The following is a 23,239-nucleotide window of genomic DNA, read 5'->3' as shown; positions in this document are numbered from 1 at the left end:
CACACCGATCGGCCATGGTCAAGGACACCGTATGGTCACGGTCGACCACAGGCGCTCGACGTGGACCGGGTTGGACCTGTGACAATGCCGGGAGAAACTTCGCTGCAATATATGACTGCGCCGTGGCGGCGACCCCGGGGGATCCTTCTCTTCGGCGGCGCCGGGAGAACGAGGATGGGCACATGAGCGACTGGACGGCCTTCGGACGGGTGGACGCGGACGGCACGGTCTACGTCAAGACGGCCGAGGGCGAGCGGGTGGTCGGTTCCTGGCAGGCCGGTGCGCCGGAGGAGGGGCTGGCGCACTTCGCCCGCCGCTTCGCCGACCTGGTCACCGAGGTGGACCTGATCGAGGCGCGGCTCAACTCCGGCGCCGCCGACGCGGCACACTCGCTGGCGAGCGTACGGCGACTTCGCAGCACGCTGGGCGAGGCGCACGTGGTCGGTGACATCGACGCGCTCGCCAGCCGGCTGGAGAAGCTGGCAGGGGTTGCCGAGGAGAAGGCCGGCGAGGCCCGAGCGGCCCGCGAGACGGCCCGGACCGAGGCACTGGAGCGCAAGACGGCACTGGTGGAGGAGGCGGAGAAGCTGGCCGCCGAGTCGACCGGCTGGAAGACTGCCGGTGACCGACTCAAGGAGATCCTCGACGAGTGGAAGACGATCCGGGGGGTCGACAAGAAGACCGACGGTGAACTCTGGAAGCGGTTCGCTGCCGCACGGGACGGCTTCACCCGCCGCCGGGGCGCCCACTTCGCCACTCTGGACGCCCAGCGCAAGCAGGCGCAGGGAGCCAAGGAGGAGTTGGTCGCCGAGGCCGAGTCGCTCACCGAGTCGACCGACTGGGCGGCTACGGCGAACCGGCTCAAGGACCTGATGACGGAGTGGAAGGCTGCTCCGCGCGCCTCGAAGGAGGCGGAGCAGAAGCTGTGGGACCGGTTCCGGGCCGCACAGGACGGCTTCTTCTCCCGTCGGAGCGAGGTCTTCTCCGCCCGGGACAACGAGCAGCGCGGGAACCTGGAGCGCAAGCAGGCACTGCTGGCCGAGGCCGAGGCGCTGGACGTGGACGCCGACCCCCGGACCGCACAGGCCAAACTGCGCGAGATCCAGGGCCAGTGGCACGACGCCGGCCGGGTGCCCCGCGAGGCAGCGGCCGGTCTGGACCGCCGCATGCGGGTGATCGACGAGAAGGTTCGCCAGGCGATGGACTCGGCCTGGCGGCGTACCGAGCCGTCGGCGAACCCGCTGCTGGTGCAGATGCGTGACCAGGTGGCCGAGGCCGAGCAGCGACTGGCTCGGGCGCAGGCGTCCGGGGACGCCAAGCGGATCCGTGAGGCGGAGTCGGCGCTCGCCGCCAAGCGTCAGTTCCTCCAACTCGCCGAGCAGGCGAGCTGACCCAACGGCAGTATCGGGAAGGGCCTCCTGCCACCGTCACCGGTGGCCGGAGGCCCTTCCCCGTAGCCGGGGCCACTTCGAGGAGAAGGAAGGGCCCCTTGTTATCGGAAAACGTTGTACAAGGGGCCCTTCCTCACGCTTCTAGCGGTCGCAGGCGCTCGCGGTGGCGGTGGGGACGGCGACGGGCGCACCGAGGGTGGGCAGGCCGAGCGAGACGGCGGAGGTACGCGGAACACGTCCCGCCTCGTACGCGTCGCCGGCCCGGGTCCGACGGTGGGCCAACGGCGCCCCGTCGGCGTTGAGGTGGTGCGGCGCGGCGTACGTGGCCACGGTGTGCACGATGTCGCCGGGTCGAATCGAGCCGGCGTCGGGCCCACCGTCGAAGTGCACCAACCGGCCGTCGCGAGCCCGGCCGGACATCCGCCCGGTCCGCTCGTCCTTGCGGCCCTCGCCGACCGCGACCAGCACCTCGACCGGTTCGCCGACCAGCTTCTTGTTCTCCGCCCAGGTGATCTCCTCGACGGCGGCGATCAGCCGCTCGTACCGCTCCTGCACGACCTGCTTCGGCAACTGGCCGTCCATGGTCGCGGCCGGGGTGCCGGGACGCTTCGAGTACTGGAACGTGAACGCGGAGGAGAACCGGGCCTCGCGTACCACGTCCAGGGTGCGCTCGAAGTCGGCGTCGGTCTCGCCGGGGAAGCCCACGATGATGTCGGTGGTGATCGCCGCGTCCGGCATCGCCGCCCGGACCTTCTCGATGATCCCCAGGTAACGGTCGGACCGGTAGGACCGGCGCATGGCCTTGAGGACGTCGTCGGAGCCGGACTGCAACGGCATGTGCAGGGAGTGGCAGACGTTCGGCGTCTCGGCCATCGCCGCGATCACGTCGTCGGTGAAGTCCTTCGGGTGGGGGCTGGTGAAGCGGACCCGCTCCAGCCCTTCGATCTCACCGGTGGCGCGCAGCAGCTTGCCGAAGGCGAGCCGGTCACCGAACTCGACGCCGTACGAGTTGACGTTCTGCCCGAGCAGGGTCACCTCGAGTACGCCCTCGGCGACCAACGCGCGTACCTCGGCCAGCACGTCGCCGGGGCGGCGGTCCTTCTCCTTGCCGCGCAGGGAGGGGACGATGCAGAAGGTGCAGGTGTTGTTGCAGCCGACCGAGATCGACACCCAGCCGGCGTAGGTCGACTCGCGCCGGGTCGGCAGGGTGGACGGGAAGACGTCGAGGGATTCGAGGATCTCCACCTCGGCGCTGGAGTTGTGCCGGGCCCGCTCCAGCAGCACCGGCAGCGAGCCGATGTTGTGGGTGCCGAAGACCACGTCGACCCAGGGCGCCCTTCGGACGATCTCGCTGCGGTCCTTCTGTGCCAGGCAACCGCCGACCGCGATCTGCATGCCCGGGTGCTTGTCCTTCACCGGGCGGAGATGACCGAGATTCCCGTAGAGCCGGTTGTCGGCATTTTCGCGTACGGCGCAGGTGTTGAAGACCACCACGTCCGGATCGTCGACCTCGGCGGCGCGTACGTAACCCGCCTGCTCCAGCAGGCCGGAGATCCGCTCCGAGTCGTGCACGTTCATCTGGCAGCCGTAGGTCACGACCTTGTAGCTCTTCGACACCGTCGCAAGCCCCTCTCCCACGGCCACCAAGCGTAGCCGTCTGCCCAGTCCTGTCCGGGCCGGGTGGGCCAGCGGTGGACCGAGGCCGGGTCGACCCGTCACCGATCGCCCGTGTGCGGCCGGCGACAGCGCCGGCTCGGTGGCAGAGTAGGCGCCGAAGCGGCGGTCGTCGACTGGCTGCCAGCGCCCGGACCAGGAGGAATCATGTGCCGCAGCATCAAGACCCTTCGTGAGCCGTACGCCGAGGAGGTGACGCCGGCCGATGTCGAGGCAGCCGCGTTGCAGTACGTACGGAAGATCTCCGGATTCCGTACGCCGGCGGCGCACAACGCGGCGGCCTTCCACGCTGCGGTCGCCGCGGTGGCGGAGGCAACCCAGACCCTGCTGGACCAGCTCGTGGTCCGTGGCGGTGGCCCAGCTACGGCGGCAACCGGAGCTTCCGGCGCGGTCGGCGACAGCCATGCCGAGACTGTCCCGGCTGCCGGCTGACCCGCAACCCACTTCGTGCCACGGGCGGCGACCGCCCCTGGCTCGCACCTGACCCGGCCGGCGACCGGTCCGTGGCCCAGCGGGCACCACGCGGGCGTCGGCCCCACCGGTGAACGCGCCCCGGCGCGACCCGGTGACATGCTCTCCCCCGCCCGCGTGACCGCCCGCTTGGCGGCCGGTCAGGCCGCGGCGAGCGCCGGCACGACGGAGTCCGGCGCCCACTGCGACTGGTGACACTGCGACCAGGCCCGGCACCGAGGGCTGTGCGTGCTGCACAGGCGCAGGTTGCTCAGGACGTCCCCGTCGTCGTCCTCACGCACGTCGAGATGCACCGGACGGATGGTGCCGTCCGATCCGACCAGCAGGTGCCGGCCGGGGTCGAGTGTGTCGTCCACGAAGAGACACGGCCGGCCGAGCCGTCGGGCGAACGCCGCGATCGCCGCGACCTCGGACACCCCGTCCGGAATCCCGTAACAGTCCACCGAGGTGGGGAAGTCGCCGGGCCTGAGCCAGACGTCGCACACCACCGCGTCGAGTGGCAACCGGGCCGGATCGGCCGCGCCCATCGACACCACCGCCAGGCCGAGTACGTCGGCAAGTGCGGTACTGACCTCCGCGACCGTCATACGGTCGTCGATCTTCCAATTCCACAGCTCGGTCACGCCGCCTCCTCGCTGTGCGCAGCCACGGCCGCAGCAACGGCCCCTACTGACGATGGTGACCGGCAGCCGAGGCCGCATGTGGCTAAGTTACCGGTCTGTGACCATATCTGCCGAAATCCGCCTATCCCACTACCATCCGTAATCGAGTGGTGACACTCTACCGCTCCGAAATGTGCCCCGCACTCACTTAGCGTATTCCAGTGGTGGCAGTAGGTTTTCCGACACCAGGTCGTGTCACCCGGCCCGGTTGACCAGGGCCACGCGGATCGACGTACCCGAATCAAGGGACACGAGGTCTGGGCCTCCCCGGAGGGGCCAGACCACGGTGCACGGGGGACACTTCCTGGCCAGAGTGATCCTTTTAATTGACAAGACGGAAGCGCGTTGACGACCCGAAGCGCGTCCACCCGCACCCGCGACCTGGGTTCGCGACTGTTTCCGCAGCCCACGCCCGGTACGCCCGCTGTCGCAAGCGGACCGAGCGCGCCCACCGGCAGCTCCACGGGTCCAGATCGTGTTACCGCCCCGTGACCAGATCGTTTGCGTCGCCGCACGTCAAGTCCCCTACAGTTGCGTAACCAAAGCAGACTGGGGCTCACAGTTGGGGCTACAGACCAGACAGGTGGGGGCATGACCGCGGCGACCGACCAACCGCTCATCAAACTTGACGGGGTCAACAAATGGTTCGGCCCGCTTCATGTGCTGCACGACGTGGATCTCTCGGTCAGTCGCGGCGAGGTGGTCGTCGTGATTGGTCCGTCCGGCTCCGGTAAGTCGACGCTCTGCCGGGCGATCAACCGCTTGGAGCCGATCAACTCGGGCACCATCACCTTCGACGGTGAGCCGTTGCCGGCCGAGGGTAAGGCCCTGGCCCGGCTGCGCAGCGAGGTCGGCATGGTGTTCCAGTCGTTCAACCTCTTCGCGCACAAGACGATCCTGGAGAACGTCACGCTCGGCCCGGTGAAGGTACGCAAGGAGAAGCCGGCCGCCGCACGGGAGCGCGCTCTGGCGCTGCTGGATCGGGTGGGTATCGCGAACCAGGCCGACAAGTACCCCGCGCAGCTCTCCGGCGGACAGCAGCAGCGGGTGGCGATCGCACGGGCCCTGGCGATGCAGCCCAAGGCGATGCTCTTCGACGAACCGACGAGCGCGCTCGACCCGGAGATGGTCGGCGAGGTGCTGGACGTGATGACGTCACTCGCCCGGGACGGGATGACGATGGTCGTGGTGACCCACGAGATGGGCTTCGCCCGCCACGCCGCCAACCGGGTCATCTTCATGGCCGACGGGCAGCTCGTCGAGGACGCTCCCCCGGCCGAGTTCTTCGCCAATCCTCGCAGCGAGCGGGCCAAGGACTTCCTGTCCAAGATCCTGACCCACTAGGTGTCCACTGTGGGGCGCGTCGGACCCGGCGGGCTCCGTCGTCGAAGAAGGAGAAACGAAAGATGCGTATCAAGCGTATGGCGGCGCTCGCCGCCGTCGCCGCCCTGTCGGTGAGCCTCGCCGCCTGTGGCGGGGAGGACGGCGCGGGTAGCGGCACCAATGACGGTGCTGCCAAGTCGTTCGCTGCCGGCAGCACGATGGAGAAGCTCAACAAGGCGCAGAAGCTCACCGTCGGCACCAAGTTCGACCAGCCGGGCTTCGGTCTGAAGGGCCTCTCGGGCAAGCCCGAGGGCTTCGACGTCGAGATCGCGAAGCTCATCGCCACCGAGCTCGGCATCCCGACCGACAAGATCGAATACGTCGAGGCGCCGTCCAAGGTACGCGAGGACGTGATCGTCAACAGCAACGTCGACCTGGTCGCCGCCACGTACACGATCAACGACAAGCGCAAGGAGCGGATCGCGTTCGCCGGCCCGTACTACGAGGCCGGGCAGAACATCATGGTCCGCAAGAACGAGACCGCGATCACCGGCCCGGACTCGTTCGCCGACGGCACCAAGAAGGTCTGCTCGGTCACCGGCTCGACCCCGGCCGAAGAGATCAAGAAGCACGTCAAGGACGTCGTGAGCCAGGTCGTCCTCTTCGACACCTACGACAAGTGCCGGGACGCCCTCAAGGGCTCCCAGGTCGACGCGGTCACCACCGACAACGTGATCCTGCTCGGCTACATCGCCAAGGACGAGGCGTCGTTCAAGATGGCCGGCAACAACTTCACCAAGGAGCCGTACGGCATCGGCGTGAAGAAGGAAGACACCGACTTCCGCAACTTCGTGAACGACGTACTCGAAAAGATCTTCGCGGACGGCCGTTGGAAGAAGGCCTGGGATGACACCGCCGGCAAGTTCGGCGCCACCCTCGGCACCGCCCCCACGCTGAACCGCTACTGAGACACCTGACGGATCTGGAGAGTGGGCGGGAAGGCAAACACGTGGATGTACTGATCGACAATTTCGACGTGTTCGCGGGTGGCTTCTGGGTCACCCTCCAGATCTGTCTCCTCGCCGCGATCGGCGCCCTGATCCTGGGCGCCGTCGTGGCGGTCTTCCGAATCTCGCCGGTGCCGCCGCTGCGCGCGGTCGGCACCGCGTACGTGACGGTCTTCCGAAACCTGCCGCTGACCGTGGTCATGTTCTTCTCCGCATTCGGTCTGCCCGCACTCGGCTCGAACGCGGACTTCCTGCGCATCCCCGTCCTCGACTCGCTGTTCACGCGGCTCGGCACGGACCTGCCGTACTTCCGCTTCGCGCTCATCGCTCTCGTCCTCTACACGGCGGCGTTCGTCTGCGAGGCGCTGCGTTCCGGGGTCAACGCGGTCTCGGCGGGTCAGGCCGAGGCCGCCCGGTCGCTGGGGCTGACCTTCAGCCAGAACCTGCGCCACGTGGTGCTGCCCCAGGCGTGGAAGGCCGCGACGGTGCCGCTCGGCTCGGTCATCATCGCCATGATCAAGAACTCGGCACTGGCCGGCTTCTTCGGGGTGGTCGGCGACCTCGCCCAGTCCGCCGACCAGCTCACCTCCGCCGAGGGCTACGCGTTCATCCCCGTCGCCATCGGCATCTCGATCGGATACCTCATCATGACCGTCCCCCTCGGCGCCCTTCTCGACCGGCTGGAGAAGCGTCAGGCGGTGGCCCGATGAGCGGCCAGACGAGCGTCCTCTACGACATCCCGGGTCCCCGGCAGCGAAGGATCACCTGGATCAGCAGCATCGCGGTCGGCATCGCGCTGCTGCTCGCCGCCTACTTCCTGATCTACCGGCCGCTGGACGAGAAGGGCCAGCTGTCGATGGAACTCTGGGGTCCGCTGATCGACCCCGGCAACGAGAACTTCAGCCAGGTCTGGGACCGGCTCGGCTTCGGCTTCCGCCAGACCCTGGTCGCCGCCGCGCTCTCGATCCTCTCCTCGCTCGTGCTCGGCACGCTCCTGGCGATCCTGCGGATCCAGCTCAAGAGCCTGGCGCGCCGAAGGTTCACCGGTCTCAGCACGCCGCTGTCGTACCTGCTGCGTGGGCTGAGCACCCTGCTCGCCGCCATCACCCGGGTCTGCGTCGAGGTGTTCCGGGGGCTCCCGGTGGTCATCACCATCTTCTTCGTCGCGCGCGGTCTGCCGGAGTTCGGCGTCAGCTTCGACACCCTCTGGTACCTCGTCATCGGCCTCACCATCTACAACATGGTGGTGATCGCGGAGATCCTCCGCTCCGGGATGGAGGGCCTGCCGGGCGGTCAGGCAGAGGCAGCCGCCGCGATCGGCCTGTCACCGCTGCAGACCACCCGGATGATCCTGCTGCCGCAGGCGTTCCGCGTCATGCTGCCGGCGCTGATCAGCCAGCTCGTGGTGGTCCTCAAGGACACGTCCCTGGGCTTCATCATCGCCTACGAGGACACCCTCAACATCGCCAAGCAGATCATCGGCGTACTGAGCAATCCGATCCAGACCTATGTGATCATCGCGGTGATGTTCATCGTGGTGAACTACTCGCTGTCCAAGCTGGCCCAGTACGTCCAGCACCGGCTGGCGCGTGGCCGGAAGACGGCCAACACCCCCGCGCAGAACCCGCCGGCCACCGCCCTGATCGCCCAGGCGAGCGCGGGCGGCGGCCCGGCCTAGGGGCCAGCAGGGAGCCCCCCCGGGGCAGTAGGAGACGTTCCGGTTCGACAGAGCGTCCCCGCCAGGAAAGCAGCAATGCGATCCCGGCGGGGACGTTTTCCGTACTGCCTACGGAGTCCCTACGAGTATCGGGCAAGGGGCGCAGGAGCAGAGCCGGAGCGCCCGGCCCCGGCCTCGGTCAACGGGCGATCTCGGTGACCCGGGACTCGCGTACGACGGTGACCCGGATCTGACCCGGGTAGGTCAGCTCCTCCTCGATCTGCTTCGCCACGTCCCGGGCCAGCACGGCCGCGCCGATGTCGTCGACGTCGTCCGGCTTCACCATCACCCGGATCTCCCGGCCCGCCTGCATCGCGAAGACCTTCTCCACACCCGACTTACCGCCGGCGATCTCCTCGATCCGTTCGAGCCGCTTGACGTACGCCTCCAGGCTCTCCCTGCGGGCGCCCGGCCGACCACCGGAACAGGCGTCCGACGCCTGGGTGAGAACCGCCTCGATGGTCTGCGGCTGCACCTCGTTGTGGTGCGCCTCGATCGCGTGCACGACCTCCTCCGACTCCCCGTACTTACGGGCCAGGTCGGCGCCGATCAGCGCGTGGCTTCCCTCCACCTCATGGGTGAGCGCCTTGCCGATGTCGTGCAGGAACGCGCAACGCTTGATGGTGGGCGCGTCCAGGCGCAGCTCAGCGGCCATGATGCCGGCGATGTGCGCGGTCTCGACGAGGTGCTTGAGCACGTTCTGCCCGTACGACGTCCGATAACGCAACCGGCCGAGCAGGGTGACGAGTTCCGGGTGGATCTCGGTGATCCCGACTTCGACCAGCGCGTCCTCGGCGGCCCGCTGGCAGAGCCGCTCCACCTCGTGCCGGGCGGTCTCGAAGACCTCCTCGATCCGGTGCGGGTGGATCCGGCCGTCCAGCACCAGTTTCTCCAGGGTGAGGCGGCCGATCTCCCGGCGTACCGGGTCGAAGCAGGAGAGCAGGACCGCCTCGGGGGTGTCGTCGATGATCAGGTTGACTCCGGTGACGGACTCGAAGGCGCGGATGTTGCGCCCCTCCCGCCCGATGATCCGACCCTTCATCTCGTCGCCCGGCAGGTGCAACACACTGACCACACTCTCCGCGGTCTGCTCGCTGGCGACCCGCTGGATGGCGTCGACGACGATGTGCCGGGCCCGCTGGTCGGCGGTGTTACGCGCGTCGGCCTCGATGTCCCGAATCAGGATCGCCGCCTCGCGCTTGGCCTGTCCCTCGATCGATTCGACCAGCTCACCCCGGGCGGCGTCGGCGGTGAGCCCCGCGATCCGCTCCATCTCCCGGCGACGTTGCTCCTCCGCCTCGGCGAGCGCCGCCTCCCGGACGGTCAGTGCGCCCTCCCGACCGGTCAGTTCGCCGGCGGCGGTGGTGAGTCGGCGCTCCCGCTCGGCCAGCCGCTCGACCTCCTCGGTGTGCAACCGCTCGCGCTCGTCCATCCGCTGAGCCCGCCGCTCGACCTCGACGGCCTGTTCCTTGGTGGTGGCCGCCAGCGAGGCGATCTCCCGCTCACCGCTGCGCCGCGCCGCGGTCCGCACCTGCTCGGCGTCGGCCTCCGCCTGACGGTGCGCCCGGTCGAGCACGGTGTCCGCCTCGACCCGGGCCGCGTCCAGGACCCGACGTGCCTCGGCCCGCGCGGCGCTCGCCTCGGCCTTGGCGGCGGCGGCCTCGGCCCGGGCCGCGGCGGCCGCCGACTTGGCCGCGTCGACCGTCGAGTACGCCTCGTCGGCCGCCAGTCGCAGCGCCGCCAGCGACTGCTCCTGACGGTCCTTCTCGGCGACGAAAGCAGGGTCGTCGGTGGTTGGACCGGCCCCCATGACGCCGAGCCGGCGCAGCGCCCGTGCGCCCAGGACCAGTCCGGTCAGCACCAGGGCGGCGAGCACCGCGATCGCGGCGAGCAGTCCCCACTCAAGCGCGCTCATGCCGACGCCTCACAGCGACTCAACCCGATGTCCCCGCGCCCGGTCATGGCCGCCTCCCCTCACCGTCCCGGCGCCGGAGGGTCGCCCTCCTGGTCACGCGCCCTACGGCTGTTGAGACGCCCGACCGAGGCGGCTGGCCGAGGATAGGCTCCATCGGCGGTGTGTTGGGGTACACCGCCGAGGGCCGAAAACCGTGTGCGCCGTTACCGGACCGGCCTGTCCGGCAACGGCCTATCTGGCCTCTGAACTGGCCAAAGTGATGCCGTACTGTTACGCGATCTATGTTGTGCGTTTAGCCTGCAATGGTCGGGCAGTCTCACCTGTAACGCGAGGCTAGGTCGCGAGGTGCCCTTCGGTCAAGGACTCATGATCCAGCATGAGTCGGACGTACGGCACACGGATGCCTACCCGCAGCTCATAAAGGGTCGGGCATACCCGGACGAGCCAGGCCACCGGGTGCTCCGGCCGTCAACCCGGCGGGTCCTCCGCGCGGGCACTGCGGTCCAGTTCGGACTCGGCGTCGGCCAACGCGTCCGGGTCGATGTACTCGGCGAACTCGGCCGCCTCCGCGCTCTGCGCGGCAAGAGCGTCCTTCACCGCCCGGATCGCCACCCCCGGCGGATAGCCCTTACGGGCGAGCATGCCCACCAGGCGCCGGAACACCGCCTCCGGCGTGCCCCGGGCAGTGCGCAGTTTCCGCTCCACCAACGCGCGGGCGGTCTCCTCCTCGGTCGTCTCGTCCAACTCGCCGAGCGCCTCGGAGGCGATGTCACGGTCGACACCGCGCTGGCGCAACTCGTTGGCGAGAGCCCGGCGGGCCAGCCCTCTCCCCTGATGGCGGCTGGTGACCCAGGCACGGGCGAAGGCGGCGTCGTCGATGATGCCGACCTCGTCGTAGCGGTCGAGCACCTGGTGGGCGATCTCCTCACTGATCCCCCGCCGGCTCAGCGCGCCGGCCAACTCCGCCCGGGTGCGCGGGCGCACGGCGAGCTGGCGCAAACAGATCTCCCGGGCCAGTTCCGCCTCGTCGCGGGGCGGAACCGGGGCGGCGTCGTCCCGGCCCCGACCACGCCGACGACCACCGCTCTCCGGCTGCTCGGAGCCGCTGCCGGGCCCACCGGCACCGGGCAGGTCGGAGGCGGACGCCAGCGTGCTGCCGTCGGGCCACCCCTGCTCGTCCTCGGACCAGCCGTTCGGGTCGGGAGCGAGCAGATCGCCGCCGCTCCCGGTCGGATCGGCGTTCGCGGTACGGCCCCGCCGCGAACGCCCCACAGTGCTACCCCCCGATCGGGGTGGTGCGGCATCCCAGCCGCGCCCCGACCGGGCACCACGTCGTCCCGCCACAATGAGGAGAAAGGATCAGCGGTCGGTCAGAAGTCCACCGGCGGCAGCTCCGGCCCGCCGGCGGCGTCACTCTGACTGACACCGACGCCGAGCTTCTCCAGGATCTTCTTCTCGATCTCGGCGGCCACGTCCGGGTTCTCCTTGAGGAACTCCCGGGCCTTCTCCTTGCCCTGGCCGAGCTGGTCACCGTCGTACGTGTACCAGGCGCCGGACTTACGGATGATCGACTGCTCCACCCCGACGTCGATCAGCGAACCCTCGCGGGAGATGCCCTTGCCGTACATGATGTCGAACTCGGCCTGCTTGAACGGCGCGGCGACCTTGTTCTTCACCACCTTGACCCTGGTCCGGTTACCGACCACGTCGGTGCCGTCCTTGAGGCTCTCGATCCGGCGCACGTCGAGCCGGACCGACGCGTAGAACTTCAGCGCCCGACCACCGGTGGTGGTCTCCGGGCTGCCGAACATGACGCCGATCTTCTCCCGGAGCTGGTTGATGAAGATCGCGGTGGTGCCGGTGTTGTTGAGAACACCGGTGATCTTCCGCAGCGCCTGGCTCATCAACCGGGCCTGGAGGCCGACGTGGCTGTCGCCCATCTCGCCCTCGATCTCGGCCCGCGGCACGAGTGCGGCCACCGAGTCGATCACGATGATGTCGAGCGCGCCGGAGCGGATCAGCATGTCCGCGATCTCCAGCGCCTGCTCACCGGTGTCCGGCTGGGAGACCAGCATCGCGTCCGTGTCGACCCCGAGCGCCTTGGCGTATTCCGGGTCGAGCGCGTGCTCGGCGTCGATGAAGGCGGCGATGCCGCCGGCCCGCTGCGCGCTGGCCACCGCGTGCAGCGCCACGGTGGTCTTACCGCTGCTCTCCGGTCCGTAGATCTCGATCACCCGGCCCCGGGGCAGACCCCCGACACCGAGTGCCACGTCGAGCGCGATCGAGCCGGTCGGGATGACCGCGGTCTGTACGACCGGCCGCTCGCCAAGTCGCATCACCGAGCCCTTGCCGAACTGCTTGTCGATCTGAGCGAGAGCAAGGTCTAGTGCCTTCTCCCGGTCAGGTCCTGGCGCCATGGTTGCCACCCCTGCCTTCGCCGGCGTCTTTGCTGAACTTTTCGTCACGCGGACACGCTAGGCGCTAGGTCCGACAGAAAACAGCCGACCGGCCGTGAGCTGTGGACGAGCACCCCAGCTGTGGACAATAGCCGAACATGTGTACGACAGCATGCACGACACGCCGCATTGGCATAACGGCAGCTCAGCGTAGTCGGGCCGGCACTCGATCGGGGTACGCGGCGACCACCGCGCGCCACACGACCACCGTCTCCTCGCCCTCGGCGAGCGCCTGCCGAACCGTTCGGCCGCCCAACTGGGACAGCACCTGATCAGCGGCGATGCTGGTCGCGTACGCCCGGCCGAACACCTGCTCCAGACGCTCCCAGAAGTCTGTCAGCCGCACCGGTCCAACCCCCTCGCGTCCAGGCCCGGCTCCACCGCCGGCACCACCGCGCCACCATCGGACGCGGTCGCCAACGCTAGCGCCATCGGCACCGTCACCGCGAACGGACGCGGCGACGACGACCAGGCCCCGCCCGGATGCCCCGGACCGGCCGGCGTACGTCAGGCGGCCAACGCCCGGGCGACCACGGTCAGGTCGGCGACCAGACCGGCGTACGCCTCCTCCCGGTCGTCGGCGCGCAGCACGGCCGACGGGTGGATGGTGGCCAGCAGCCGGGTGGGTTCCACCGGCCCGACCCGGCCGTTCGCGGCGGCCGGCGGCCGGGTGAAGTCGGCCGGGCGCTGGGCCGACTCGGGCCACGGCAGCAGCACCCCGCGCTCCCTGGTCACCCGGAACGACGGGCCGAGCAGTGCCTTCGCCGCGATCGCCCCGAGCACCACGATCACCCGTGGGCGCAGCAGGGCGAACTCGGCGACCAACCAGGGCCGGCAGGCGACGATGTGCACCTGGTCCGGGGTCTGGTGCAGCCGCCGTTTACCCCGCACCGTGTGCCGAAAGTGCTTCACCGCGTTGCTGAGGTAGAGCTGGCGCGGCTCCAGTCCGGCGTCGTCGACCGCCCGACGCAGCACCTTCCCGGCCGGGCCGACGAACGGCACCCCCTCCCGGTCCTCGACGTCGCCGGGCTGCTCGCCGATCATCACCACCGGAGCGCGTGCGGCACCCCGACCGAAGACCGTCTGGGTGGTGTCGGCGTACAGCTCGCAGCCCCGACAGGAGGCGGCGGCCTCGCGCAGTGCGGTCAGGCTGCGTACGCCGGGCGGGACGAACTCCTGTGCGCCGGGGGCGGTCCGGGTCTGCGCCATGGGTGCTCTCCTACCCCGTTGCGCCGCAGTCACGCCCACATCCGCCTCGCCGTCCCCCACCGGCCGACCGGACCGCCGCCCGGTCCCCCGCTCACCGATCCCCCGCTCACCGATCCCCCGCTCACTGGTCCCGACGCCCGCCGGTCACCGGCACGACCGCGCCTCAGGCGCCGAAGGGGGACGGTGCGTCGACGGCGGTCGCCCGCAGCAGCGCGTCGGCGAGCGGCTCGATGTCGTCGTCGGTGAGCGGGCTGATGGTGATCCTGACGGCCGGTCCGGTGCCGAGCCGGTAGAGCGCACCGGGAGCGACCGCGTACCCGGCGTCCCGGAGCCCGGCGACCGCGCGGGTCTCGTCCGGCACCGGCAACCAGACGTTGATTCCGGTCTCGCCGTGGCTGGTCACGCCGCGCCGCGCCAGCGCCGCCCGGAGTGCCTGGCGGCGGCGCTGGTAGCTCTCCCCCGCAGCCCGCACCTGGGCGTCCACCGCCGGGTCCCGCCAGAGCCGGATCGCGAGCCGTTGCAGCAGGGTGGAGACCCAGCCCGCACCGACCCGCATTCGGCCGGCCACCCGGGCGACGGTTGCCTCGTCCCCGGCGAGCACGGCCAGGCGCAGGTCCGGGCCGTACGGCTTGCTGACCGACCGGACGAAGGCCCAACTCCGGGTCGTCGCGGCGAGGCTGTGCAGTGGCACCTGGGCGAGTTCGGCGGCGTGGTCGTCTTCGACCAGCAGCAGGTCGGGCCGGGTCCGGAGCAGTTCGCGCAGTTCCGTCGCCCGGTCGGCGGTGACGGTCGCACCGGTCGGGTTCTGCGCCCGGCTGGTGACCACGAGGGCGCGTACGCCGACGGCGAGCGCGGCCCGTACGCCGTGCGGGGTGGGTCCGTGGTCGTCGACCGGCACCCCGACCGGTCGCAGCCCCAGCGCGGCGACCAGGTCGAGCAGGTTGGCCCAGCCGGGATCCTCGACCCCGACCGGGTCGCCGGGACGTAGGTGGGCGGTGAGCAGCCGCTCGATCCCGTCGAGGGCCCCGTTGGTCGCGGTGACCGCGTCCGTCGGCACGCCGTCGGCCGCGAGTCGCCGGCTGGCGAGCCGGACCAACTCGGGCAGCACGCCCGCGTCGGCGTAGCCGATCGGGTCGCCGGTGGTGGCGGCGAGGTCGGCGAGGTGCGGGCCGAGTGAGGGGAGCAGCCGGTGGTCGGGTTCGCCGGTGGAGAGGTCAAGTGCGCCGGCTGCGGGTGGCACCCGCAGCGCCGAGCGGGCTGCGGCGACTGGTGGGCGGTGCCGTATCCGGGTGCCGTGCCGTCCGGCGGTCTCCACCAGTCCGCGCTGGCGCAGCGCCTGGTACGCCTTGGCCACGGTGGCCGGGCTGACGGCGAGGCGTTCGGCGAGAGCCCGCACCGACGGCAGGACGGCGCCCGGGGGGAGCGCGCCGGTGCGTACGCCGGTTTCCACGCTGGCTGAAATCTCGGCTGCCGTACCACCCTCGACCTGATAATGTGCTGCCACAGTTAGCAGATTGTACTAGAACAATGGGGGAGGCGCCAGGTGTACCAGCAGACGGAACGGACCACCGCCAGCCGAGGCCGAAACCGGATGGACTATCAGCGGGCCGCCGCGCACGAGATCCTGGACGAGGCGTACCACTGCGCACTGGCCTTCACCGTGGACGGCGAACCCCGGGTGCTGCCGACCCTGCACGTCCGCGTCGACGAGACGGTCTACCTGCACGGCTCCACCGGCAGCCGGCCACTGCTCGCCGCCCGGGGACCGGACGGGCTCCCGGTCTGCCTCAGCGTCACGCTGCTGGACGGACTGGTCTACGGCCGCTCCCAGTTCCACCACAGCGCCAACTACCGCTCGGTCATCGCGCACGGCACCGCACACCTGGTCACCGACGAGGCGGAGAAGCGGGCCGCGATGACGGCGCTGGTCGAGAAGGTGGGCCGGGGCCGGGCGGCGCAGAGCCGACCTCCGACCCGGAAAGAACTCGCCGAGACCGCGGTGCTCGCCCTGCCGCTGCGCGAGGTCTCGGTCCGGGCCCGGGTCGGCCCGGTGGTCGACGAACCCGAGGACTACGCCCTGCCGTACTGGGCCGGGGTGGTGCCGCTGCGGATGGTGTCCGGCCCACCCGAGCCGGACACGGGAGTCAGCGCCCCGATCCCCGACTACCTGCGCCCTCCCCGTTCGCCCTGGCACACCCCGACCATCATGACCGGCGCACACGTCCGGCTGGAACCGCTCGACCCGGCCCACACGGACGAGCTCCACGCGGCCACCGACGACGAAGAGGTCTGGCGCCACCTCGCACACCCACGCCCCCGACACCGCGACGAACTGGCCGCGATCGTCGCGGAAGCGCTCCGCGCCCACCACACCGGCCAGCGGGTGCCGTGGGTGCAGCGCTGCGCCCGGACCGGCGCGATCGTCGGCAGCACCTCCTACTACGAGATCGACGAGGCCCGCCGGACGGTCGCGATCGGGCACACCTTCCTGGGCCGGGCGCACTGGCGTACCGGGATCAACACCGAGGCCAAGCTGCTGCTGCTCACCCGCGCCTTCGAGGAACTGGGAGCGGAACGGGTCGCCTGGCACACCGACATCCGCAACGCCCGCTCCCAGCAGGCGATCGCACGACTCGGCGCCCAGCGCGAAGGGGTGCTGCGGCGCCACCGGCAACGGCCCGACGGCTCGTGGCGGGACACCGTGCTCTATGCGATGACCGCCGACGAGTGGCCGAAGGCACAGATCACGCTCCAGGAAATGCTTCGCCGGAAAGCACCGGAGGCGCGATGATGGCGCCCGTGCTGGGGATCACCGACATCTGGACGTACGTGCTGGGCACCGTCGCCATCGTGCTGCTGCCCGGGCCGAACTCGCTCTTCGTGCTCTCCACCGCCGCCAAAAGCGGCGTACGGGTCGGCTACCAGGCGGCGACGGGGGTGTTCCTCGGCGACACCGTGCTGATGGTGCTCTCCGCCGCCGGTGTGGCCTCGCTGCTCCAGGCGTACCCACCGATCTTCATGGTGATCAAGTACGGCGGTGCCGCGTACCTCGGTTATGTCGGGTTGACCATGCTGCGCGGCGCGTGGCGGCGCTGGCGGTCCCGCAACGACCCGTCGGCGCCCCGGCTGATCGACGCGGCCGAACCGACCGCGGCCCGCAGCCCGTTCCGGCGGGCCGCCGTGATCAGCCTGCTCAACCCGAAGGCGATCCTCTTCTTCATCTCGTTCTTCATCCAGTTCGTCGACCCGACCTACTCCTACCCGGCGTTGTCGTTCCTGGTGCTCGGGCTGATCGCGCAGGTCGCCAGCGTGCTCTACCTGACCGTGCTGATCCTCACCGGCACCTACCTGGCGGCCCAGTTCCGCAGGCGGCGGCGATTGGCGGCGGCGGTGACCAGCGGCGTCGGGGTGCTCTTCCTCGGCTTCGGCCTGAAACTCGCCACCGCCAGCGCGGGCTGAACCACCGCCAGCGCGGGCTGAGTCCGCACGGGCAGGCTGAGTCCGCACGGGCAGGCTGAGTCCGCACGGGCAGGCTGGGTCCGCGCGGCGGCCTGCGAGGGTGGGTCAGATGCCGCTCCCGCCGCCGGCGGTGCCGGAGATGCCCTCGCCCTCCGGCGGAAGGTCCGGCGGCCGGGAAGTGTCGACCGACTCGGGTAGCGGCGGGCCATCCTTGGCTCCAGAGCGGACCGCGGCGTGTCGGGCCGCTGCGTGCCGGACCCAACTGTCCACCACCCTGACCCAGTTGAGCTGGTCCACGTCGGCGTGCCGGACCCGGAACCGGGTCACGCTCACATGGCTCGCCCCGGCAAGCGCGAGCCGGCGGTCCAGGACGAATACCACCTGCAATTCCTCGGCGCCGGCCAGGAAGGTCAGTTCGATCTCGGAGAACGGACCACCGTAGAGCGGTGCCGCCCAGTAGCCGATCTTCTGGTGGAACGGCAGGGTCTGCTCGACCCCGGGCAGGTTCCCCTGCTGCAACCCGACCTGACGCAGCGTGAAACCCAGTTCACCGAACATCTCCAGGATGCGCTCCTGGGCCGGCAGCGGATGGACGAAGATCCGGCTCAGCCCGCCCCGGTCCAGGCACCGGCCGAGGGCCACCTCCGTCCGCAGATCCATCGGCAGGTTGAGCCGGGGACGGCCGTCGACCACGGTGACCGGCAGTTCCCAGGGCATGGGTACGGCGAAGGTGACCGCCCGGCACTCCCCCGGTGCCAGCACCACCGCCCCGGCAACCGGCACCCGACCGAACTCCACGTCGACGTAACCGTCGCCGCCGTCGGCCGGTTCGACCCGGGTCACCAGGCCGAGCACCACGTGGTCGACCGGCACCGCCTCGCTGCCGCCGACGATGGTGACCTGTCCCGACAGGAGCAGCCCGGGACGGGTGCTCGGATTGGTCAGCACGGTACGGACGGCGAACCCCGCATCCGGTGGCACATCCCCGATCCTCCCCCAGCGGGTAAGGAAGGGCCCCTTGTTATCGGATTCCGATGTACAAGGGGCCCTTCCTAACGCCGTGCCGGGCGAGCGGGGTCAGCCGGAGCCGGTCAGCGGAGTCGGCGGCCTCGGGGGACCGGATCGGTCTCGTCGTCGAACTCCCCGATGACCTCCTCCAGGAGGTCCTCCAGAGCCACGAAGCCGACCGGCCGACCCACCCCGGCCCGATCGGTGACCAACGCCAGTTGCGCCTGGCGGGCCCGCATGGCGGCCACCGCCTCGGTCACCGTCGCGGTGGCGGCGAGGCTGAACACCGGCGTCATCAGCTCCCCCGCCGTCGCCGGCCGGCCGGCCGTGGTGGCCCGTACCGCCTCGCGGACGTGCACCATTCCGGCCACCACACCCGGCCGGTCCAGTACGGCCAGCCGGGACCGGCCACTGTCCCGGCTCACCGCCTCGATCCGGTCCGCGCTGTCGTCCCGGCGTACCGAGACGATCCGGTCGACCGGCTCCATCACGTCGGCCACCGTGGTGCCCTGCAACTCCAGCATGCTGGTGAGCAGTTGCTGCTGGTCGGCGGCGAGCAGCCCGTGCTCGGCCGACTGTTCCAGCAGCATCCGCAGTTCCTCCGGCCCGTGCACCTGGGCCAACTGGTCCTGCGGCCGTACCTTCGCCAGCCGCAGAGTCGCGTTGGCGAGCCCGTTCAGCGCGGTGAGCACCGGGCGGGCCACCCGGGCGAAGCCCCGGAACGGCAGCGCCAGCAGCACCGCCGAGCGCTCGGCATCGGTGATCGCCCACGACTTCGGCGCCATCTCACCGACGACCAGGTGCAGGAACGTGACCAGCAGCAGCGCGAAGAGCAGGGCGATCACGTGACTCGGCGCCTCGGGCAGACCGACCGCGCCGAGCACCGGGCTGACCAGGTGTTCGATCGCGGGTTCGGCGAGCGCACCGAGTCCCAGCGTGCAGACGGTGATGCCGAGCTGTGCCCCGGCGAGCATCAGGCCCAGTTCGCGTACCCCGTCCAGGGCCGCCTTGGCGGCGCGGCCACCGGAGGCGGCGGCCTGTTCCAGTCGGTAGCGCTTGCTCGCGACCAGCGCGAACTCGGCCGCCACGAAGAAGCCGTTCAGCGCGAGCAACAGGATGGAGATGAGCAGTGCCCAGGTCGTACTCATGCCTTCACCTCGGGCTGCTCGGACCCGGCGCCGAGCGCGCCGACCACCGCCAGGCGGACCGAGTCGGCGACGTGCCGGTCGACCGCGAGCACCTCGACCAGTGCCTTGGGCTGCTGCGGACGCGGGTGGTCGGACTCGGCCGACAGGTTGATCTCCAGCCGGTCACCGACCTCCGGCACCCGACCCAGCTCCCGCATCACCAACCCGGAGAGGGTGTCGTATTCGGGGGCCTCGGGCAGGGCGATGCCAGTGCTGTCGGCGACCTCGTCGATCCGCCAACGGGCGGGCACCACCCAGGAGCCGTCCGGCTGCCGGGTGGGGGTCGGCTCGGGCGGGTCGTCCTCGTCCCGGATCGGCCCGACCAGCTCCTCGGCGATGTCCTCCAGCGTGATCACGCCGGCGAAGCCGCCGTACTCGTCGACCACGCAGGCGAGCTGGCGGTGCCCGGACCGGAGCCGGTCCAGCACCGTCGGCAGCGGCAGCGTGGTGGGGACCAACAACGGGGGTACGGCGACCTCGGCGACCGTGGTGGTGGCCCGCCGCTCCGGTGGCACCCCGAGTACGTCGGAGATGCCGGCGACTCCGACCACGTCGTCCACACCCTCGGTGCCGCGTACGGGGAACCGGGAGTGGCCGGTGTCGAGCAGCTCGACCAGGCGGCTGACCGGTTCGTTGGCCTGTACGGTGTGCACCGCCACCCGGGGCACCATCGCCTCGGCGGCGGTGAGCTGGCGGAAGTCCAGTCCCCGGTCGAGCAGGGTCGACATGGCCACGTCGAGCTGCCCCTCCTCGCGCGACTCGGCGATGATCTGTTCGAGGTCCTCCGGGGTCGCGCCGCTGGGCAGTTCCTCGATCGGTTCGATGCCGACCCGGCGCAGCAGTCGGGTGGCGGCGGCGTCGAAGAGCCGGATCGCCGGTCCGGCAATGGTCAGGTAGATCAGGGTCGAGCGGCTGAGCCCCATCGCCAGCGCCTCGGCACGGGCAATGGCGAGGTTCTTCGGCGCCAGCTCGCCGAGGACCATCTGCACGACGGTGGCGATGACCAGGGCGAGCACGACGGAGAGCGGCATGCTGATGCCCTCCGGTACGCCGGTGACCCCGAACAGGTCGGCGAGTCCGTCGCCGAGGAAGGGCTCGGCGACGTAACCGACGAGCAGGGCGGTCAGGGTGATGCCGAGTTGGGCGCCGGAGAGCATGAAGGAGAGCCGTCCGGTGACCTTGAGGGCGCGGGCCGCCGAGGCGTCGCCCGCGTCGGCGAGTTGTTTGAGTTTGCCGCGGTCGACCGCGACGTAGCCGAACTCCTGGGCGACGAAGTAACCCGTCGCGGCAGTGAGCACGATGATCAGAAGAAGGCCGATCGCGATCAACACGGAGGGCTCAGGGCTCCCCGGTTCGCCGGTCGGTATGAGAAATGCCGGGTCTGTCCCGGCTGGCTACTACTGCCCTCCTGGGCAGAGGAGTCGATCATGCCGACAGTTTATCGGGGTGGGCTGGGTATTCGGACGAACCCCTGCCACTCGGCCCGGTGCATAAGACACGATAAACGGCAGAATGCCGGAGAACGGGCCACACCGGGCGCCCGGATCCGTACGGTGTCCGGGCACCCGGTGCCGGGGTCAGCTCTGGACGATCTTCGTGCCGGGGTCAGCTCTGGACGATCTTCACGTCGTCCACGGCCGCCTCGACCAGGCTCGCACCGCTGGCGTCCGCCGCGTCGACCAGGATCCGTACGCTCTGCCCGGCGAAACCCGAGACGTTGACGCTGGCGCTCTGCCACGCGGCAGCCCGGTTGGTGGCCGCACCGGTCACGTTCAGCACCGTCGACGTACTCCCGCCGACCACCCGTACCCGCAGGTAGTCCGCACTGCTGGCGTTGTTGAGGTGAGCCAGGTACCAGGAGAACGAGAGCGTCAGGGTGCCGCTGCCCGGCAGGCTGATCGGCGGCGACTGGATGCTGCTGACCCCGCCGTCCAGGTCGTGATCCCCCGCGCTGGCGCCGGCGAGCGGGCCGGTCACCAGGTCGAGCGTGCCACTGACCGTGGTGCCGAGCTGGGTGGCGACACCGGAGCTGGTCGCCGCCGGGTCGGCACGTACCCACTGGCCGAGGGTGGCGGTGTCCGTACCGGCCGGGTTCACGGTCCAGCCGGTCGCGGTCTCGAAGGTGTCGCCGTAGACCGTGGTCCCCGGCGGTGGGGCGGTCGCGGCCAGTTCCCAGACCGCGTACGCGATCGCGTCGGCGTTCCGGTCCAGCGCGGTGTCGTTGATGTTGGTGGTGGTGTCACAGGAACGGTGGTAGCAGGGATCGAACGCGCTGCCCGCGGTCCCGCCCCAGAGCGTGGCCTGGGCGCTGGACTTGACGCCCTCGGCGCCGGTGAAGGTACCGCCGGCCGGAATGCCGACGGCGATGAACGGTCCGTAGTCACTGCGCCCGTCGAAGTCGGTGCCCCGGGTCGGCACCCCGATGGAGGTGAAGTACGCCTGGATGGTCTGCTCGATCTGCGCCGAGCCGGTCGGCCCGGGGCCCGAGCCGACACCGTCGGAGTTGTCCCCGTCGTACACGAAGTAGCCGGCGTTCGGCGAGCCGACCATGTCGAAGTTGAGGTACTGCTTGATCCGCGTACGTTCCGCCGCCGGCAGGTTGTTGACGTAGTACTGCGACCCGCGCAGCCCCAACTCCTCCGCACCCCACCAGCCGAAGCGCAGATGCTTCGCCGGGGTGAGGTTCGCCCGCGCCACCGCGAGCGCCACCTCCAGAATCGCCGCCGAACCCGAGCCGTTGTCGTTGATGCCCGGTCCCGCGGTGACGCTGTCCAGGTGCGCCCCGGTCATCAGTACGTTGTTCGGGTCACCGCCGGGCCAGTCCGCGATCAGGTTGTAGCCGGTCGCCCCGCTGTACGTGAACGACTGCACCGAGGTGGTGAAGCCGACCGCGTCCAGTTGCGCCCGGACGTAGTTGACCGAGGCGAGGTACCCGGGGCGCCCGTGCGCCCGGTTGCCGCCGTTGGCGGTGGCGATCGACTGGAGTTGGGTCAGGTGTGCCTTCACGTTGGCCAGCGGGATGTCCGGGGCGGCGAGCACGCCGACCGGGTCCCCGACACCGGCCGGGGTCGCCGACGCGTACGGGGCGGCACTGGTCGACGCGAACGCGGCGGCGACGACCAGTGCGGGAATGCCGACGGCTCGGAGCAGGCGGGATCTCACATGTCCTCCAGGGCTGAGGGGGTGGCTCGCTCCGGCGACGCCGGTGGGCCGACACCGGAGCCGATCGCCTCGCTACATCGACGATCACCACTGGATAGGTTCGCGATCCGGTCGCACGGCGGCAATACGTCCTCGCCCAAATCCCCACCTGCCCCAAATTGGGACGCTCCCTCGTCCCACCCACGCACCGCCCGGCAAGCCCCTCCCGGTTAAGAAGGGCCCCTTCCTCTACCGAATCCGATAACAGGGGGCCCTTCCTTACGAGTCGGGGGTGGTGGGGGCGGCGGCGGCGAGTTCGTCCACCACGAGCAGGTCCGGACGGTGGCGACCGGAGCGGTAGGCCGCCCGCCCCACCATCTGCGCGGCCACCGGCGCGGTCGCCAACTGGAACACGCCGACCAGGACCAGGGTGGCGACCTCCGCGCCGCTACGCAGCCGCAACCCCACCCCGATCAGGATCAGCAGCAGCCCGAGGATCTGCGGCTTGGTCGCCGCGTGCATCCGGGAGAGCACGTCCGGGAAACGCACCACGCCGATACCCGCGGCGAGGCTGAGCAGCGCCCCGGCGACCATGAAGACTCCGGAGAGCATGTCCACG

General features: G+C 70.3%; 21 protein-coding genes. 8 read left to right on the top strand and 13 right to left on the bottom strand.

Annotated features, from left to right (window positions below; translation table 11 throughout):
• The first annotated feature begins 182 nt into the window (after positions 1 to 182).
• Positions 183 to 1,391, top strand: coding sequence for a DUF349 domain-containing protein (locus ACIBF5_RS10730; RefSeq protein WP_396810253.1), 1,209 nt, complete (start codon positions 183 to 185; stop codon positions 1,389 to 1,391).
• A 141-nt stretch (positions 1,392 to 1,532) separates the two neighbouring features.
• Here ACIBF5_RS10730 and miaB read toward each other — a convergent pair whose 3' ends face one another.
• Complete coding sequence (miaB, locus tag ACIBF5_RS10725) at positions 1,533 to 3,029, bottom strand: tRNA (N6-isopentenyl adenosine(37)-C2)-methylthiotransferase MiaB (protein WP_396810251.1); 1,497 nt, start codon at positions 3,027 to 3,029, stop codon at positions 1,533 to 1,535.
• Between the two features lie 183 nt (positions 3,030 to 3,212).
• On the opposite strand from miaB, the gene ACIBF5_RS10720 reads away from it, so the two are divergent.
• Positions 3,213 to 3,497, top strand: coding sequence for a DUF2277 family protein (locus ACIBF5_RS10720; protein WP_396810250.1), 285 nt, complete (start codon positions 3,213 to 3,215; stop codon positions 3,495 to 3,497).
• A gap of 179 nt (positions 3,498 to 3,676) precedes the next feature.
• Here ACIBF5_RS10720 and ACIBF5_RS10715 read toward each other — a convergent pair whose 3' ends face one another.
• A complete protein-coding gene (locus ACIBF5_RS10715) occupies positions 3,677 to 4,159 on the bottom strand; it encodes a hypothetical protein (protein WP_396810249.1) in 483 nt (160 codons plus the stop codon).
• Positions 4,160 to 4,789: 630 nt separating this feature from the next.
• Between ACIBF5_RS10715 and ACIBF5_RS10710 the strand changes: the two genes are divergently transcribed.
• The 4 genes from ACIBF5_RS10710 to ACIBF5_RS10695 all read left to right on the top strand — a co-directional run bounded on the left by ACIBF5_RS10710 (position 4,790) and on the right by ACIBF5_RS10695 (position 8,206).
• Positions 4,790 to 5,542, top strand: a complete 753-nt coding sequence (locus ACIBF5_RS10710; RefSeq protein WP_396810247.1) for an amino acid ABC transporter ATP-binding protein — start codon at positions 4,790 to 4,792, stop codon at positions 5,540 to 5,542.
• 62 nt (positions 5,543 to 5,604) lie between these two features.
• Entirely contained in the window at positions 5,605 to 6,489 is an 885-nt protein-coding gene (locus ACIBF5_RS10705) for a glutamate ABC transporter substrate-binding protein (protein ID WP_396810245.1), read from the top strand.
• 41 nt (positions 6,490 to 6,530) lie between these two features.
• Entirely contained in the window at positions 6,531 to 7,238 is a 708-nt protein-coding gene (locus ACIBF5_RS10700) for an amino acid ABC transporter permease (protein WP_396810243.1), read from the top strand.
• Positions 7,235 to 8,206, top strand: a complete 972-nt coding sequence (locus tag ACIBF5_RS10695; protein WP_396810241.1) for an amino acid ABC transporter permease — start codon at positions 7,235 to 7,237, stop codon at positions 8,204 to 8,206. Before ACIBF5_RS10700 ends, ACIBF5_RS10695 begins: the two co-directional genes overlap by 4 nt.
• A 178-nt stretch (positions 8,207 to 8,384) precedes the next feature.
• On the opposite strand, the gene rny is transcribed toward ACIBF5_RS10695, so the two are convergent.
• The 6 genes from rny to ACIBF5_RS10665 form a co-directional block, all read right to left on the bottom strand.
• Positions 8,385 to 10,055 (bottom strand): ribonuclease Y, encoded by a 1,671-nt coding sequence (gene rny, locus ACIBF5_RS10690; RefSeq protein ID WP_396810434.1) that lies wholly within the window; start codon positions 10,053 to 10,055, stop codon positions 8,385 to 8,387.
• A 573-nt stretch (positions 10,056 to 10,628) separates the two neighbouring features.
• Positions 10,629 to 11,309 (bottom strand): regulatory protein RecX, encoded by a 681-nt coding sequence (locus ACIBF5_RS10685; protein WP_396810433.1) that lies wholly within the window; start codon positions 11,307 to 11,309, stop codon positions 10,629 to 10,631.
• Between the two features lie 221 nt (positions 11,310 to 11,530).
• Positions 11,531 to 12,577, bottom strand: coding sequence for a recombinase RecA (gene recA / locus ACIBF5_RS10680; protein WP_396810239.1), 1,047 nt, complete (start codon positions 12,575 to 12,577; stop codon positions 11,531 to 11,533).
• Between the two features lie 184 nt (positions 12,578 to 12,761).
• Positions 12,762 to 12,962 carry a DUF3046 domain-containing protein gene (locus ACIBF5_RS10675; protein WP_121159082.1) on the bottom strand — a complete coding sequence of 67 codons (201 nt, stop codon included), beginning with the start codon at positions 12,960 to 12,962 and terminating at the stop codon, positions 12,762 to 12,764.
• A gap of 161 nt (positions 12,963 to 13,123) precedes the next feature.
• A complete protein-coding gene (locus ACIBF5_RS10670) occupies positions 13,124 to 13,825 on the bottom strand; it encodes a UdgX family uracil-DNA binding protein (RefSeq protein WP_396810237.1) in 702 nt (233 codons plus the stop codon).
• Between the two features lie 163 nt (positions 13,826 to 13,988).
• Positions 13,989 to 15,329 (bottom strand): aminotransferase class I/II-fold pyridoxal phosphate-dependent enzyme, encoded by a 1,341-nt coding sequence (locus ACIBF5_RS10665; protein ID WP_396810235.1) that lies wholly within the window; start codon positions 15,327 to 15,329, stop codon positions 13,989 to 13,991.
• 39 nt (positions 15,330 to 15,368) lie between these two features.
• Between ACIBF5_RS10665 and ACIBF5_RS10660 the strand changes: the two genes are divergently transcribed.
• A complete protein-coding gene (locus ACIBF5_RS10660) occupies positions 15,369 to 16,616 on the top strand; it encodes a bifunctional pyridoxamine 5'-phosphate oxidase family protein/GNAT family N-acetyltransferase (RefSeq protein ID WP_396810233.1) in 1,248 nt (415 codons plus the stop codon).
• Positions 16,613 to 17,284, top strand: coding sequence for a leucine efflux protein LeuE (leuE, locus tag ACIBF5_RS10655; RefSeq protein ID WP_396810230.1), 672 nt, complete (start codon positions 16,613 to 16,615; stop codon positions 17,282 to 17,284). Before ACIBF5_RS10660 ends, leuE begins: the two co-directional genes overlap by 4 nt.
• Positions 17,285 to 17,389: 105 nt before the next feature.
• Here the strand turns inward: leuE and ACIBF5_RS10650 are convergent, their stop codons facing one another.
• The 5 genes from ACIBF5_RS10650 to mnhG form a co-directional block, all read right to left on the bottom strand.
• On the bottom strand, positions 17,390 to 18,265 hold the full coding sequence (locus ACIBF5_RS10650; protein ID WP_396810229.1) for a sporulation protein: 876 nt from the start codon (positions 18,263 to 18,265) through the stop codon (positions 17,390 to 17,392).
• 110 nt (positions 18,266 to 18,375) lie between these two features.
• Positions 18,376 to 19,440 carry a hemolysin family protein gene (locus ACIBF5_RS10645; RefSeq protein WP_396810227.1) on the bottom strand — a complete coding sequence of 355 codons (1,065 nt, stop codon included), beginning with the start codon at positions 19,438 to 19,440 and terminating at the stop codon, positions 18,376 to 18,378.
• Positions 19,437 to 20,810, bottom strand: coding sequence for a hemolysin family protein (locus tag ACIBF5_RS10640; protein ID WP_396810225.1), 1,374 nt, complete (start codon positions 20,808 to 20,810; stop codon positions 19,437 to 19,439). Before ACIBF5_RS10640 ends, ACIBF5_RS10645 begins: the two co-directional genes overlap by 4 nt.
• A 274-nt stretch (positions 20,811 to 21,084) precedes the next feature.
• A complete protein-coding gene (locus tag ACIBF5_RS10635; RefSeq protein ID WP_396810224.1) occupies positions 21,085 to 22,641 on the bottom strand; it encodes a M28 family peptidase in 1,557 nt (518 codons plus the stop codon).
• A gap of 258 nt (positions 22,642 to 22,899) precedes the next feature.
• Complete coding sequence (mnhG, locus tag ACIBF5_RS10630) at positions 22,900 to 23,232, bottom strand: monovalent cation/H(+) antiporter subunit G (protein WP_396810431.1); 333 nt, start codon at positions 23,230 to 23,232, stop codon at positions 22,900 to 22,902.
• Positions 23,233 to 23,239: the final 7 nt, after the last annotated feature.

It is taken from the genome of Micromonospora sp. NPDC050417 (assembly GCF_044458865.1).
In the GTDB taxonomy this organism is placed as follows: domain Bacteria; phylum Actinomycetota; class Actinomycetes; order Mycobacteriales; family Micromonosporaceae; genus Micromonospora_G.
Note: the sequence above shows the minus strand (reverse complement) of the source record. Positions and strands in the feature narration are given on the sequence as shown.